General features: G+C 26.9%; 12 protein-coding genes. 6 read left to right on the top strand and 6 right to left on the bottom strand.

Annotation, left to right across the window (positions count from 1 at the left end; translation table 11 throughout):
* Positions 1-99: 99 nt before the first annotated feature.
* Together Q0K52_RS08150 and Q0K52_RS08155 are read right to left on the bottom strand one after the other, a co-directional pair.
* Positions 100-1,800 (bottom strand): amidohydrolase, encoded by a 1,701-nt coding sequence (locus Q0K52_RS08150; protein WP_297298341.1) that lies wholly within the window; start codon positions 1,798-1,800, stop codon positions 100-102.
* A gap of 14 nt (positions 1,801-1,814) precedes the next feature.
* Positions 1,815-2,198, bottom strand: coding sequence for a VOC family protein (locus Q0K52_RS08155; protein ID WP_297298343.1), 384 nt, complete (start codon positions 2,196-2,198; stop codon positions 1,815-1,817).
* A 188-nt stretch (positions 2,199-2,386) separates the two neighbouring features.
* On the opposite strand from Q0K52_RS08155, the gene Q0K52_RS08160 reads away from it, so the two are divergent.
* From Q0K52_RS08160 to Q0K52_RS08170, 3 genes are all read left to right on the top strand, one after another.
* On the top strand, positions 2,387-2,806 hold the full coding sequence (locus Q0K52_RS08160; RefSeq protein ID WP_297298344.1) for a hypothetical protein: 420 nt from the start codon (positions 2,387-2,389) through the stop codon (positions 2,804-2,806).
* 451 nt (positions 2,807-3,257) lie between these two features.
* Positions 3,258-4,808 carry a hypothetical protein gene (locus tag Q0K52_RS08165; protein ID WP_297298346.1) on the top strand — a complete coding sequence of 517 codons (1,551 nt, stop codon included), beginning with the start codon at positions 3,258-3,260 and terminating at the stop codon, positions 4,806-4,808.
* A gap of 377 nt (positions 4,809-5,185) precedes the next feature.
* A complete protein-coding gene (locus Q0K52_RS08170; RefSeq protein ID WP_297298348.1) occupies positions 5,186-8,932 on the top strand; it encodes a phosphoribosylformylglycinamidine synthase in 3,747 nt (1,248 codons plus the stop codon).
* A gap of 75 nt (positions 8,933-9,007) precedes the next feature.
* Here Q0K52_RS08170 and Q0K52_RS08175 read toward each other — a convergent pair whose 3' ends face one another.
* Entirely contained in the window at positions 9,008-9,808 is an 801-nt protein-coding gene (locus Q0K52_RS08175) for an FkbM family methyltransferase (protein ID WP_297298350.1), read from the bottom strand.
* Positions 9,809-10,065: 257 nt separating this feature from the next.
* Here Q0K52_RS08175 and Q0K52_RS08180 point away from each other — a divergent pair, with 257 nt between their 5' ends.
* Positions 10,066-10,869 carry a Cof-type HAD-IIB family hydrolase gene (locus Q0K52_RS08180; RefSeq protein ID WP_297298352.1) on the top strand — a complete coding sequence of 268 codons (804 nt, stop codon included), beginning with the start codon at positions 10,066-10,068 and terminating at the stop codon, positions 10,867-10,869.
* Positions 10,870-10,911: 42 nt separating this feature from the next.
* Positions 10,912-11,715, top strand: a complete 804-nt coding sequence (locus Q0K52_RS08185; protein ID WP_297298354.1) for a Cof-type HAD-IIB family hydrolase — start codon at positions 10,912-10,914, stop codon at positions 11,713-11,715.
* On the opposite strand, the gene Q0K52_RS08190 is transcribed toward Q0K52_RS08185, so the two are convergent.
* Positions 11,710-12,057, bottom strand: a complete 348-nt coding sequence (locus Q0K52_RS08190; RefSeq protein WP_297298356.1) for a helix-turn-helix domain-containing protein — start codon at positions 12,055-12,057, stop codon at positions 11,710-11,712. The two genes, Q0K52_RS08185 and Q0K52_RS08190, sit on opposite strands and share 6 nt — an antisense overlap.
* A gap of 124 nt (positions 12,058-12,181) precedes the next feature.
* On the opposite strand from Q0K52_RS08190, the gene Q0K52_RS08195 reads away from it, so the two are divergent.
* Positions 12,182-12,718 (top strand): SDR family oxidoreductase, encoded by a 537-nt coding sequence (locus Q0K52_RS08195; RefSeq protein WP_297298358.1) that lies wholly within the window; start codon positions 12,182-12,184, stop codon positions 12,716-12,718.
* Positions 12,719-12,979: 261 nt separating this feature from the next.
* On the opposite strand, the gene Q0K52_RS08200 is transcribed toward Q0K52_RS08195, so the two are convergent.
* Together Q0K52_RS08200 and Q0K52_RS08205 are read right to left on the bottom strand one after the other, a co-directional pair.
* Positions 12,980-13,609, bottom strand: coding sequence for an NAD(P)-dependent oxidoreductase (locus Q0K52_RS08200; protein ID WP_297298360.1), 630 nt, complete (start codon positions 13,607-13,609; stop codon positions 12,980-12,982).
* 177 nt (positions 13,610-13,786) lie between these two features.
* Positions 13,787-15,403, bottom strand: coding sequence for a CTP synthase (locus Q0K52_RS08205; RefSeq protein ID WP_297298363.1), 1,617 nt, complete (start codon positions 15,401-15,403; stop codon positions 13,787-13,789).
* Positions 15,404-15,474 lie beyond the last annotated feature (71 nt).

Here is a 15,474-nt window from a genome sequence, read left to right on the forward strand (position 1 = left end):
TCTAGTAATTTAAATTATAAGGAATACCTTCTTTTTTTAAACTAAAAGTGTGCAATATCTATGGCTCTTAAACACTTATAAATTAAGATATAATTTTAATTAAATAGCAGCATTATTCTTTAAATATAAAGTTTTTCCTTCCTTAATAGTTTCGAGAACCTCTATATCTTTTATACTCATAGGCTCGCAAGTTAAAGGATTATCGCTAAGTATAACTAAATCAGCTAATTTTCCTTCTTCCAATGTACCTTTTATATCTTCTTCTTTATTTTGATATGCAGCATTTATAGTAATAGCTTTTAATGCTTCATAAGGAGAAACTTTCTGATTCTCACCAAGTACAATACCGGACATAGTTACTCTATTTACTGCACACCAAATAGTTTCAAGCATATCCGGTTTTATTACTGGCGTATCCTGATGGTATGTAAAAGCTAAATTATTGTTTAATGCTGTTTTTGAGGCACTTATTTGAGAAGCTCTTTCCATTCCTAAATTAGCTATATGAACATCTCCCCAATGATAAACATGTGCTACAAATATAGAAGGTATAATATTAAGATTAGACATAGAAGTATATTGTTCTTCTCTTACTATTTGGCTATGAACCAAAACCGCTCTATAATTGTTTGTAGTATTTCTTTTTTGCATAACATTGCTGAATGCATTTATATACTGATCTGCTGCTGCATCTCCATTACAATGAGCCTGAAGCTGTATTTCATCATCTAAAGCCTTTTCAACATATTTTTCTACATCTGCATTACTATATATTCCATATCCTCTGTATCTTGCTGGGCCGCTTACATAAGGCTGTTCTAGCCACGCAGTTTTTGCCTGAGGAGAACCATCTAAAAATATCTTGTATCCGCCTATTTTAAATCTATTACTGTATTTTCCTACCATTTCTTGATTTGTTTCTACTATAGAATCAGAAGTTTTTAAATCTATAAATCCTATAACATCCATTCTGAATCTATTATTAGTTATCATATTAATAACAAGAGGGAATTCGGCAGTTGATAATAAAGCATCTTGTGCTGTTGTAATACCATATCCTAAATAAACATCTTCTGCCTGATTGATAAATCTCATCAAATCTTCGTCTGTTAATTCAAAATTAATACTATTTGCATAATGTAAAAAAGCAGTTTCTTCCATATATCCTGTAGGCTTTCTGCTGTTTGGATATCTTTCTATTACTCCGCCTTCTATATCAGGAGTATTCTCATCAACTCCAAATTCTTCTAATGCTTTAGAATTCATTGCCCCAACATGTCCGGAGGCATGAGTTATAAATATTGGGTGTGTTGTAGAAATTTTATCTAAATCATCTCTATTTGGATTCTTTTTCTCCGGAAGTAAATTATTATCATATCCGAATCCTATTACCCAAGCATCTGACTTTAATTTATTTACTTCTATATAATTTGTAATCTTTTGTGCTATTTCAAGTAAATTAGTAGAACCTGTTAAATCTACTGTTGTAAGGGACTGTGCAAATCTTACCAAATGACTATGAGAATCTATGAATCCAGGCATTAAAGTTTTACCCTGCAAATCTACAACTTCAGCATATACATTATTTACAATGCTTTTTTCATCTTCATCAGTATATGCTACTTTCATTATAGTATTATCTCTTACCTCAATAGCCTTAGCATAAGTAGGTTCATCTCCTTTCATTGTAAGTATATTTCCATTATGATAAACCTTTATTTTATGAGTAATTTTGTCATGGCATGAATTAATAAACATTCCTATAACTAAACAAAAAATAAAGAAATATACCTTTTTCATCTTAAACCCCTTAATTAAATTGTTATTTCTATTTTATTATTTTCAATATCAAGAACTACACTTTCATAATATCCGTCTCCAGTAGTTCTAGGATATGAGGAAATTGTAAATCCGTCTTTTTCTAATTCTTTTGTAAGGCTGTCAACTTTTTCTTTACTTCCTACAGATATGGCAATATGAGCAAATCCGTATATTTCATCATTAGTATTTCTTTCCTTTATATCTTTTCTGCTCATTATTTCAAGTCGGCAATTATCATCAAATGTAAGAAAATATGATTCAAAACCTTTTTTTTCATTAACATATTTATCATTGCATTTACAGTTAAAATATTTAATATAAAAATTCTTAACTTTTTCTAAATCTTTAACCCAGATTGCAATATGAGATATTTTCATTTAATAGCCTTATAATAAATTTATAATAATATTATAACATTAATACAAAAATTAAAAATACATATTCTTAATTATTTTATAATAATAAACAATATATAGTTATTTCATGAACTATATATTGTTTTTATTTTTTATTTTACACTTATATTTTGTATAAATAAAATACAGGATATAAATATAAAATTAACTTGGGAAAACTTTTAAGCAAAGAAAATATAACAAGAAGAAAAAGAGAAGAAGAAAATACCATATTTGATAAAAGAAGTTATTTCGAACAAGATTATGGAAGAATAATATTTAGTCCATCATTTATAAGACTTCAAGATAAAGCCAAAGTTTCCACATTAGAAACTAATGATTTTGTAAGAACAAGATTAACTCATTCTTTAGAAGTATTAACGATAGCTAGATCTATTGGAATAGATTTGAAAGATTTTTTAAAAGAAAAAAATTCTGATACTGATAATAATGAAATTTATGAGTATATACTAAAAATTTTTAAGTTTGTCATTTTTTTAGTCAACTTTTTCCCGCCGCAAAAAGTTGCAAAAAGTGCAAGGATAGAATTAGTACTAAATCATACTAAAATTGTCTTACATGTAAGATAATTTATTAAATTAAAGCCCAAATGTAGCCTTTTTGCTTCTTTGTGGCAACAAAAGAAGTGGGGTATGGGGCAAAGCCCCAGATATAAAAACAAAAATATAACTTTACTTTTGACAAAGTATAGTTGTTTAGGTATATACCAAAACAACTATAGTTTGTCAAAAAATAGTTTTTATGTTTTTATTATTTTCGGGGACTAGCCCCCGAACCCCTACTTCTTTTGCAGACGCTCTGCGTGCCGTAGGTAGCAACTTTGACGAAGTCCGCAGAGCCTGAGCGACAAAAAAGTTGATAATATATTTACAAAATATAGTTGTTTAGGTGTATTCTAATAAATACTATAAACATATATAAATTACTATAAAATTGATTGTATCTTTATCTTATTATGATATAATTAAATATTTATAGTATTAACTTATTTAAAGTAATAAAAAATTATTGGGTAAAAAAATGAGAAAAAAAATAAGCATTTATATATTTATCATTATATTTTCTATAATTATTGGAATTATTACAAGATATCAATTAACAAATAAATATTCATTAAATTCTGATATGTTAGAACATTATTATCATATGAGACAATATTATGATAATAAAATATTTCCTGTTACTGGTGCTTTTTTGGTTGGAGCAGATTATGTAGCAAATGAATATAGTAAAAATTCAGAAGTATTCAATAATAAAATCCCAAAAATACCAGGAGGATTTTTTTATATAGAATATATGTTTTATTATTTTTTATCAGGTGAAAATTTATATATTGCTAGAATACTATATGGGATAGTTATGTCTTTATTATCTGTAATATTTTTATTATGGATATATAAAAAATTTGGATTTAAAATATTTGCTATTATGACCTCGCTTATTTTTGTAAATATAACATTTTTTACAGTAACTAACAGATTTTATAATCCTCAAACAGTATTTATGCTTTCATATATATCAATACCAATAATTTTAGAATATTCCACAAATTCCAAATTTAATTTTTTGTATGCAGTATTAATATTTCCTATAATTGCTTTAGAGGCAATGGGACATATGGCTACATTTTTTACTATAGTACCTACTCTTATAGTTTATTTCATTATAAGATGGAAAACAACTAAAAAATATATATTGCCACTATTAATAGGTGTATTTATTTCTTTTTTGCTATATCTTCCATATATAATATCTGAAATTAACAATGGATTTCAGAATCTTAACAATGCCATAAGTTTAAAAAGTCAAGTAAAAACTATAATACAGCCGCCGCAAATTTGGTCCGTATTATTTTTTCCTACTAATGAGGCAAATTTCAATTATGGTAATACTATATCAGCAATATTTAGACCTTGGTTAAATGGTGATATAAAACTTTTGTTTAGCTTTATTTTTTATATTATATCTATTTTAATAGGAATAATCTCTTTTATTATTCTATTAAAAGATTTCTTTCAAAAAAAGCTTAATGATAATCCTATATTTAAAGAAACAGCATTAATATACTTTTTGTATATAATAGTGAGTGTTGCAGTTTTTATGATATTAAATTTGGGTGCTGCAAGAGCTAGATATTTTTTCCATATATACCCATTAACTTTTATACCTATAATATTTTTAATAAAGAAAATTGAAAATAAAAAAATATTTAATTTATTTTTAATATTTATATTATTAAATCCATTAGCTGTATATATAGAGAATAAATACATTATTTATAAAAATTCAGATAATTCCGGATGGAATTTTATGATGGATCATATAGAAGCAATAAATAGAGATGCTTCAAATTCAACATTTGATTTGTATGCAGGTAATAATTACCCTTATATTTTATTTAAAATAGATAATACTAATTTTTATATAGATACTAATTCTAAAATCAGATACAATGTAGTTGATAGTTTTGATAAAAATTTTAATAATTCAAATATGCAAGTTATTTACAGTAATAAACAATATATTACATATAAAGAATATAAAATAAATACAGAGCAACAAATTAAATAATGTTTATATTTTGTCAATTTTTTTATTTTTTATGAATGTAAATTATATTACTTAAATATGTTCTGTAAGATAAATTATTAATTTTTCTACAATAATAAGTAATCAGACGCACACTTTACTATACTTCCTTAGATTGCAAAGAAGTGGGGGCTTGCGTAAGCACACAGCGTGGTTGGCAAAGCCCGGCAGATATTGAAAAATTAAAAAAATTATTTTTGACAAAGTATATTTGTTTCAGTATATACGATATATATCTATTAAATAAGCACTTAATCTCATATATATTTATTAATTATATAAAAACTATTGATATAATAATCATTACATATATAATGCATTAATAATAAAAAACTCTATTCTAAAATGAGGAATAATCAATGAATTACCGTATTTTTATCGAAAAAAAAGAAGGTTTCAATTTGGAAGCCAAAAGATTGGAAAATCAATTAAAAGAAAATTTCAAAATAAAGTGTTCTGTAAGACTTCTCAATGTTTATGATATTTTTAATATTGAAGAAAGCCAATTAAATAATTCTATCAAAGTAATATTTTCTGAACCTCCTACTGATAAAATAGTAGAAAAGAAAGATTTTGAAAATTTAAAATATTTTGCTGTAGAATATTTACCAGGACAATTTGATCAAAGAGCAGATTCAGCATTGCAATGTTTAAAATTAATTTATAACGATGTAGAAAATGTTTCTATTGTAAGCGGAAAGGTTGTGGTATTTGAAGGCGATATAGATAATGATACTATAGAAAAAATCAAAAACTTCTATATTAACCCAGTAGAAAGCAGAGAAAAGGATTTAAACAAGTTAGAAATTGAACAGTCACAAAAAGCTGATGATATTAAAGATGTTGAAAATTTTATAAAATTTAATAGTGAAGAATTAGCTCAATACAGAGATAAACTTGATTTGGCTATGACTTATAAAGATATAGAGTTTGTACAAGACTATTTCAAACATGAAGAACAAAGAAATCCAACAGAAACAGAAATAAAAGTTCTTGATACATATTGGTCAGATCACTGCCGCCATACAACATTCATGACAAAAATCAATGATGTAAAATTAGAAAATGATAAAAGTAATTTTTCAGAAGTTATACTTAATGCCATTAATAAATATCATGATATGAGAAAAGAGCTTTACGGTGAAGATGTTGATATAAAAAGAGATGTTAATTTAATGGATATGGCAACAGTATCCGCTAAATACATAAAGAAAAAAGGAAAGCTTGAAGATTTAGAAATTTCAGATGAAATAAATGCATGTTCTATTTATATAGATGTTGATGCTGTTGATGAGAATGGAAAAAATAAAACAGAAAAATATTTATTAATGTTTAAAAACGAAACTCATAATCACCCTACAGAAATTGAACCTTTCGGAGGTGCTTCTACTTGTTTGGGAGGAGCTATAAGAGATCCTCTTTCTGGAAGAAGCTATGTATATCAGGCAATAAGAGTTACAGGAAGTGCTAATCCATTAGAAAAGCTAGAAGACACTTTAGCTGGAAAACTTCCTCAAAAGAAAATAACAACAACTGCAGCAGCAGGATATTCTTCTTACGGCAACCAAATAGGACTTACAACTTGTTTAGTTAATGAAATATATGATGAAGGATATAAGGCAAAAAGACTTGAAGTAGGTGCTGTTGTGGGTGCTGTTCCTGTAAACTATGTTCGCAGAGAAAAACCAAAAGCAGGCGATATAGTTATAGTACTTGGAGGAAGAACAGGAAGAGATGGATGCGGCGGTGCTACAGGTTCATCAAAAAGCCATACTGATACATCTTTAAGACTTTGCGGTGCTGAAGTACAAAAAGGTAATGCTCCAGAAGAAAGAAAAATACAAAGATTATTCAGAAATAAAGAAGTTACCAAGTTAATAAAAAAATGTAATGACTTTGGGGCAGGCGGTGTTTCCGTTGCTATAGGTGAATTGTCAGACGGAATTGATATCAATCTTGATGTACTTCCTGTTAAGTATTTAGGTTTGAATGGTACTGAACTAGCAATATCAGAATCTCAAGAGAGAATGGCTGTTGTTGTTGAAAGTAAAGATGCAGATACATTTATAAAACTTGCCAATGAAGAAAATATTGAAGCTACAAAAGTCGCAACTATAACAGATACTAACAGACTTGTAATGTATTTAAAAGGCAAAAAGATTGTAGATATAAACCGTAAGTTTTTAGATACAAACGGAGCTAAGCAGGAAACTAATGCAGTACTTAAAAATATAGATTTTGAAAATAATCCTTTTAATACAAAGAATGCATGTTCTTTAAAATCTCATTGGTTTAATATGATAGAAGATTTAAACATTGCTTCTCAAAAAGGACTTATTGAAATGTTCGATTCATCAATAGGTGCTACAACTGTATTAATGCCTTTCGGCGGAAAATACCAAATGACTCCAAGTGATGTAAGCATTCAAAAAATACCTATATTTGATAATAATGCCAAACAAATAAATACAGCTTCTGCTATTACTTGGGGATACAATCCTTCTATAATGAAATGGTCAGAGTTTCATGGCGGTATATATTCCGTAATAGAATCAATGTCAAAACTTGTTTCTATAGGTGCTGATTATAATAATATAAGATTATCATTCCAAGAATATTTTGAGAAATTAGGACAAGATCCTAAAAAATGGGGTAAAGTTTATTCTGCATTGCTTGGTACAATATATGCACAAACTGAATTTGATATACCAGCTATAGGCGGTAAAGACTCTATGAGCGGTACTTTCAATAATATATCAGTACCTTCAACTTTAATATCATTTGCAGTATCAACTGTAAACTCTAATGATGTTATATCTCCTGAGTTCAAATCAGCTAATAATTATGTTTACTTGATAAAACATAATATGTTAGAAAATTACATGCCAAATGTTGCTGAAATAAAAGAGAACTTTGACTTTATACACCAAAATATTAAAGACAAAAAAATATTATCAGCTTATACAATTAAATTCGGAGGTATTGCTGAAGCTTTAACAAAAATGTCTTTCGGAAACAGAATAGGTGTTGATATAAAAGATGAGCTTTATTTCTTTAATTTAATGCCTGCTTCATTTATAGTAGAAACTAAAGAAGAATTAAATTATAAAAATGCTGTACTTATAGGAAAAACTATAAATGAATACAAAATAAAAGTATGCGGAGAAACTGTAGATTTAGAAGAAATAGAAAAATCATGGCTTGATAAATTATCTCCAGTATTCCCTTATAAAACTTATGAAGATATAGAAACTTATCCATTAGCTGAATACAAAAGAGAAGCACCATTTATATGCAAAAATAAAACTGCTAAACCTAATGTATTAATAGCTGCATTCTTAGGTACTAACTGCGAATATGATACTCAAAAAGCATTCTCTGATGCTGGTGCAAATACTGATATTTTTGTATTTAGAAACATTAAACCAGAATACATAAAAGAATCAATTGAAGAAATGTCTAAAAAAATAGATAATTCTCAAATATTTATGATACCTGGAGGATTCAGTGCGGCAGACGAGCCTGACGGTTCCGGAAAGTTTATATCTGCAATACTTACAAATGAAAAAATTAAAAATTCTATACATAAATTATTAGAACGTGACGGACTTGTTTTGGGTATATGTAATGGTTTCCAAGCATTGATAAAATCAGGACTTCTTCCTTATGGAAAAATAGGAAACATTACAGAAAACTCTCCTACTCTTACATTCAATAAAATAGGAAGACATATTTCTCAAATGGTGACAACAAAGGTAGTATCAAATAATTCTCCTTGGTTATACAATATTCCAGTAGGAAGCGAATTAGTTGTTCCTATTTCTCATGGTGAGGGAAGATTCTTTGCCGATGAAAATACAGTAAAAGAGTTAATCAAAAAAGGACAAGTTGCTACACAATATGTTAATTTAGAATCAAAGCCTACTAATGAGTTTAGATTCAATCCTAATGGTTCAGTTTATGCCATTGAAGGTATAATTTCAGAGGACGGAAAAGTATTCGGTAAAATGGGACATAGTGAAAGATACGGAAACAATTTATACAAAAACATCATAACAAAAGATATTTATAATATTTTTGAAAATGGCGTGAACTATTTTAAATAAAAAATATATAAATAAAAGAATAAAGCTGTAGTCTTAAATAAAGATTACAGCTTTTATAATAATAAAAATATTTAATTAACAAATAGCTTCCTGATATTCAATATTATTTATGTATTTCAAACAATATTCATATAATTTTTTTTGCTCTGATTCACTTCCATGAAATTCGCCTCTCATATTACAGCATTTTTTTAAATTATTTTCATTGGCATTATATAATATTTCATATTCAGCACCTTCACAGTCAATTTTCAATAATTTACATTTATCTATATTATATTTATTAAATATATCATCAAATGTCATTGATTTTACAGCTATATTGATGTTTGAATTAACAGCATTTAAATGACGATCTATTGAAAAACTGCTTCCTCCTGTATTATCTAATGGTGTAATTATATCTATGTTTCTCCTGTCTTTAGTTATTGCTATATTCTCAGCTGTTATTATTCCATCAGGTATATTGTTTATTTTTATATTTTTAATTAAATTCTCATAATTTTGTTTTACAGGTTCAAAAGAATATATTTTTAAAAATGGATACTTTTTAGCTAAGTATATGGATATAATACCTACATTAGCTCCTATATCGATTACTACATCACCTTCTTTAAAATTTATTGTATTTAAATTATATAAATCAACTTCTTTTGAAACTACTTCTGCTGTACAAGATAAGAGAGAATCATAGAAATAAAAATCCATATCTTCTAATTGAGAATGATATATTATATTTTCTTTTGATAACATTTTGTAAGTTCTTTCATTTACATTTTTTATATAATTGATATCATTTAAAACACTTCTTATATCTTTTCTTAGTTGTTTAAAAGGTATCCACCATACTATTCTGTCAATTGTTTTATGATCCATAATATCTCCTGTATTAAAATTTTTAAAATGAAAAAATCCTAACATTGATTGTTAGGTTGTATGATTTGTTAAAGTAAAAACTGTTATATTGGCTTGGCTTGGCTTGGCTTGGCTTGGCTTGGCTTGTAGATTTAACCAGAATTTTTATAAAAAAATTGAATATTCATATATTTTATTATATATTATAAAAGATTAAAATGCAATTTTTTTATTATAAATATTACTTTTTTATTAAAATTAATTTAGAGGAATAAATAATGCATATCTCAAAAGAAAAAATTAAATTAATAGCTACTGACTTGGACGGAACTTTATTAAATAACAATAAAGAAATTTCAAAATTCAATCAAGAAATATTAAAAACACTTATTAATGATTATAATGTTCAATTAATATTATCAAGCGGAAGACCTTATGAAGGAGTAAAAAGCTATAATAAACTTTTAGAAAATAATAATTATTCTATTATTTTTAATGGTGCTTCTATAGTTGATAATAATGGTAATGTTATATATAAACAAACTGTAGAAGAAAATGATGCAAAAACTATAATAAAACTATCAGAAAAATATGATGTATGCGTTCATGTTTATGATAATGGAAAATATATTGTATCAAAAGAGGATTTTCCTATAAAATCTTATGTGCAAAAAGAGCAGACTATTGATCCTATTATAGGACTTGAACATATTGAAACTTACAGGTTTGATAAAATGCTTATCTTGGGTAAAAGAGATATTTTAAACGAACTTTATAAAGAAATATCAGAAAATACTGATGTTCATTCTTCTTTTTCTGGAGATTTATCTTTAGAAATAACATCTAAAATTGGAAATAAAGGAAAATCGCTAGAATGGATTTGTAATAATAAAGGAATAAGCCCTGATAATATTATAGCTTTCGGAGATAATTTTAATGATATTGAAATGATTGAGTATGCTGGTATTGGTGTTGCTATGGCTAATGCTGAAGAAGAATTAAAACAAAAAGCTAATTATACTGCACTTTCAAATGAAGAAAATGGAGTAGGAAAGTTTTTAAAAGATATTTTTGAATTATAAAAATTAAATTATTTCTATAAATTTATATTTTAGGATATATAAATGAATATTTCAAAGGATACTATTAAATTAATAGCTGCTGATTTGGACGGAACTTTACTAAATAACAATAAAGAAATTTCAAAATTCAATCAAGAAATATTAAAAACACTTATTAATGATTACAATATTCAATTAATATTATCAAGCGGAAGACCTTATGAAGGCATAAAAAAGTATAATGAAATACTTAATAATAAAAATAATGCTATAATATTTAATGGTGCCTCAATAGTTGATGAAAATGGAGAAGTTATATACAGAAAAACTGTTGAAAAAGATTCATCAAAACCAATAATAGAATTAAGTAAGAAATACAATGTTTGTATTCATGTATACGAAAACGGCAAATATATAATATCAGATGATGACTTCCCTATTAAATCTTATGTACAAAGAGAAAAAGGAAGAAATTTTACTATAGGGCTTGAAAATATTGTTGATTATGAATTTGATAAAATACTTATTTTGGGAGAAAGAAATATTTTAGAAAACTTTAAAGAAGAAATAGACTCTAACTTTGATGTACATACATGCTATTCCGGATCTAACTTTTTAGAAGTAATTTCAAAATATTCAAGCAAAGGAAATTCTTTAAAATGGATTTGTGAAAAGAAAGGAATTAGTTTAGATAATGCTGCAGCTTTCGGAGATAATTTTAATGATATTGAAATGATAGAATATGCCGGCATTGGGGTTGCTATGGCTAATGCTGAAGAAATGGTTAAACAAAAAGCTAATTACACAACCCTTTCAAATGAAGAAGACGGAGTAGGAAACTTTTTGAAAAATGTTTTTGAATTATAAACATTGAGGATTAGTTATTTCAAATCTTTCATCAATATTTTTCTCTCCCCATTCGCACATAGCTTCTAATATTTTTGATAATGATTTGCCTTTTTTTGTTATAGAATATTCTACTCTTGGAGGAACTTCAGCATATACTTTTCTATTTATAAGACCGTCTTCCTCCAATTCTCTAAGCTGATTAGTTAAAGTCCTTTGAGATATAGGCTTCATATAGCGAAGCATTTCATTAAATCTTTTTGTTTTGTTTTCTATAAGATAATTTAATATAAGAGGTTTATACTTACCTCCTATCATATAAAGTGTAACTCCTATTTCTGATGCTACTTTTATTTTTTTCATATAATATCCTAATAGTTTATAGTGAAATAAATGTCACTTAATAACAATTATTTCCGTTCTTGTGTAACTAATTTATTAATGTATTATAAGTCATAATTATTTTTTATAAAGGAGTTTTTTTATTATGAAAAAATTAGTAGTTATTACTGGAGCTAGTTCTGGAATAGGAATGGAAACAGCAAAAAAATTTTCAGAGAACGGACACCCTACTCTTTTAATATCAAGACGTAAAGAAATAATGGATAATTTAAATTTACCAAATTCTATAAGCGTAAAAGCAGATGTTACAAATTTAGAAGAAGTAAGATCGGCAATAAAAATGGCTGAAGATAAATACGGAAAAACTGATTTGCTAATAAACTGTGCAGGAGTAATGCTTCTTGGAAATATTGACAAGCAAAGCTATGAAGAATGGAAAAACATGATAGATGTTAATATAAATGGAATATTAACAACTACAAATATAATACTTCCGGATATGATCAAAAGAAATGAAGGCACAATTATAAATATAAGTTCAATAGCAGGAAGAAAAACATTCAAAAATCATGGTGTATACTGCGGAAGTAAATTTGCTGTACATGCTATAACTGAAAGCATTAGAGAAGAAGTTGCTGATAAAAATGTAAGAGTTATAGTAGTAGCACCAGGGGGTTGTTGAAACTCATCTTTTAGAGCATACAACAGATGAAAATATAAAAGCTGATTATATTGAATGGAAAAAAAGCATAGGAAATGGTTTAAATGCTTCTGATATAGTTAATTGTATAGAATTTGCCTATAATATGCCTCAAGATATATGTGTTAGAGAATTAGTTATAGCAAAGACAAAACAAATAGACTAATAAAAATTAAAGCCATAGTATTTTTTTATTTTTATACTATGGCTTTTTATATTTATTAATTTAATTATTAATAAACATTATTTTGACACTACTGTTATTCTTTGATTTAAATATTTTTTATTTCCTATTTCATCAACTAAAGCAATAGCGTAATCAGCATAACTTATATAACTATCACCTTTTGAATTAAAGCACAACTCATCATGTCCTATATTATATTCTCCAGTTCTCTCACCATCAGCACTAAAATCTGCAGAAGGAGAAATATAAGTCCATACTACATCTTTCGAATTCTTTAATATATCAAAAGCTTTTGACATATTATTAGCTAAAGGTTTAAATATTTCTGGAAAATTTTCACTATCCATTAACTTTTTATTTTTATCTATATATAAACTTCCTGCACCTCCAACAACTATAAGTCTGATATTAGTATTTGATAGTATTTTACATAAGTGTTCCATAACTAAAGAATGTTTATCAAGTTCTTTTTCTTCCCAAACTCCGAATGCACTTACTACCACATCAAATCCTTTTATATCATCTTTTGTCAAAGAAAATAAATCTTTTTCTATAACATTTACTTTTGTATTATCTATTTTAGATTTATTTCTCACTATTGCTGTAACATCATATCCTCTTTCTAAAGCTTCATTCATTATTAATTTACCAGCTTTACCGCTAGCTCCTATTATTGCAACTTTCATTTTGACTCTCCTTAATTTGTATTATAAATATTATCTTTAATTAAAGATGTTGTAATAGCTATTGTTACAATAATATTAACATATCTTGTTGTAATGTCAACAGTTACAACAAGATTTTTTTAAAAAAAGCCCGCTATTTTTTAATAGCAGGCTATTTCTATATAGATAAAATAATTTTTACTTTATTGACTTTTTAGCAGCATCTACAAATCCTAAGAATAAAGGATGAGGATTAGTAATTCTTGATTTTAATTCTGGGTGGAACTGAACACCTATCATATATGGGTGGTCTTTTATTTCTGCTATTTCTGCCAAATTGGCATCTTTTAAATGTCCTGTAATAACAAATCCAGCAGCTTCCATTTTTTCTGCATAAGCATTATTGAATTCGTATCTATGTCTATGTCTTTCACTTATTGTAGTTTTTCCATATAATTGATGAGCTAAACTTCCTTCTTTAATATCACAATCAAAAGCACCAAGTCTCATTGTACCGCCTTTCAATATGCTTTTTTTCTGTTCTTCCATAAGAGTTATAATAGGATTTTTTGTATCTTCATTAACTTCTATTGTATTAGCATCTTCTAATTTTAATACATTTCTTGCAAACTCAACGCACATAAGCTGCATACCTAAACATATTCCTAAATAAGGTATTTTGTTTTCTCTAGCATATTTTATAGCTTCTATTTTACCTTCTATTCCTCTCTCACCAAATCCGCCAGGTATAATAAGTCCATTAACACCTTTGAAATATTTTGATATATCCTCAATATCTTCTAAATCTTCAGCTGAAATCCATTCTATATCAATATTAATATCATTATAAATACCGCTGTGATTCAATGCCTCTGATAAAGATATATAAGCATCTTTCATAGCAACATATTTACCAACTATCGCAATTTTTACTCTGCCGCTTTCTATAGATATTTTTTTCTGTTTGCGTACTAAATCTGTCCAATTAGTTAAATCTATTTTAGCAGTATCCAATTTAAAATGTCTGCATACAACATCTGAAAGACCTTGAGCTTCAAGCATTAAAGGAACACCATAAATATTAGGTTCATCAAAGTTTTCAAATACATTTCCTTTTGGAACATTACAGAATAAAGCTATTTTATTTCTATGAGATTCCTGTAAATGCTGGCTTGTTCTGCAAACTATAATATCTGGTATTATACCGCTTTGCATAAGCTCTTTTACACTATGCTGTGTAGGTTTAGTTTTAATTTCTTCTGATGAGTTAATAAAAGGTATTAAAGTTACATGTACATATAAAACATTGTCCTGACATAATTCTGTTTTAATCTGTCTTATAGCTTCAATATAAGGCAATGATTCTATATCTCCTATAGTACCGCCTATTTCAGTGATTACTATATCAGTTTTTTTAGTATCATTTTCTCTGTATATTCTTCTTTTTATTTCATTAGTGATATGAGGTATAACTTGAACTGTTTCTCCAAGATATCTGCCTTCTCTTTCCATATTTATAACATGCTGATAAATTTTACCAGTTGTAACATTGCTGAATTTATTTAAATTTTCATCTATAAATCTTTCATAATGCCCAATGTCCAAATCAGTTTCAGCACCATCATCAGTAACAAAAACCTCTCCATGCTGAAAAGGACTCATAGTACCTGGGTCTACGTTTATATAAGGGTCAAATTTCTGTATAGTTACTGTTAATCCTCTAGCCTTTAAAAGCCTTCCTAATGAAGCTGCTGTTATACCTTTACCAAGTCCAGATACAACTCCGCCTGTTACAAATATGTATTTAGTATTCATATAATCCTCAATTAAATTTTATTTTTTATTAAATTATAATTTATATAATAAATCACTATAACATTATCATA

Origin of the sequence: uncultured Brachyspira sp. (assembly GCF_944390845.1) — a bacterium.
GTDB classification, from domain to species: domain Bacteria; phylum Spirochaetota; class Brachyspiria; order Brachyspirales; family Brachyspiraceae; genus Brachyspira; species Brachyspira pulli.

What these genes read in the sequence shown, in the direction of transcription:
- Q0K52_RS08150 (WP_297298341.1), bottom strand. Translation starts at nt 1,800, where the DNA reads ATGAAAAAGGTATATTTCTTTATTTTTTGTTTAGTTATAGGAATGTTT.
- Q0K52_RS08155 (WP_297298343.1), bottom strand. Translation starts at nt 2,198, where the DNA reads ATGAAAATATCTCATATTGCAATCTGGGTTAAAGATTTAGAAAAAGTT.
- Q0K52_RS08165 (WP_297298346.1), top strand. Translation starts at nt 3,258, where the DNA reads ATGAGAAAAAAAATAAGCATTTATATATTTATCATTATATTTTCTATA.
- Q0K52_RS08170 (WP_297298348.1), top strand. Translation starts at nt 5,186, where the DNA reads ATGAATTACCGTATTTTTATCGAAAAAAAAGAAGGTTTCAATTTGGAA.
- Q0K52_RS08175 (WP_297298350.1), bottom strand. Translation starts at nt 9,808, where the DNA reads ATGGATCATAAAACAATTGACAGAATAGTATGGTGGATACCTTTTAAA.
- Q0K52_RS08180 (WP_297298352.1), top strand. Translation starts at nt 10,066, where the DNA reads ATGCATATCTCAAAAGAAAAAATTAAATTAATAGCTACTGACTTGGAC.
- Q0K52_RS08185 (WP_297298354.1), top strand. Translation starts at nt 10,912, where the DNA reads ATGAATATTTCAAAGGATACTATTAAATTAATAGCTGCTGATTTGGAC.
- Q0K52_RS08190 (WP_297298356.1), bottom strand. Translation starts at nt 12,057, where the DNA reads ATGAAAAAAATAAAAGTAGCATCAGAAATAGGAGTTACACTTTATATG.
- Q0K52_RS08195 (WP_297298358.1), top strand. Translation starts at nt 12,182, where the DNA reads ATGAAAAAATTAGTAGTTATTACTGGAGCTAGTTCTGGAATAGGAATG.
- Q0K52_RS08200 (WP_297298360.1), bottom strand. Translation starts at nt 13,609, where the DNA reads ATGAAAGTTGCAATAATAGGAGCTAGCGGTAAAGCTGGTAAATTAATA.
- Q0K52_RS08205 (WP_297298363.1), bottom strand. Translation starts at nt 15,403, where the DNA reads ATGAATACTAAATACATATTTGTAACAGGCGGAGTTGTATCTGGACTT.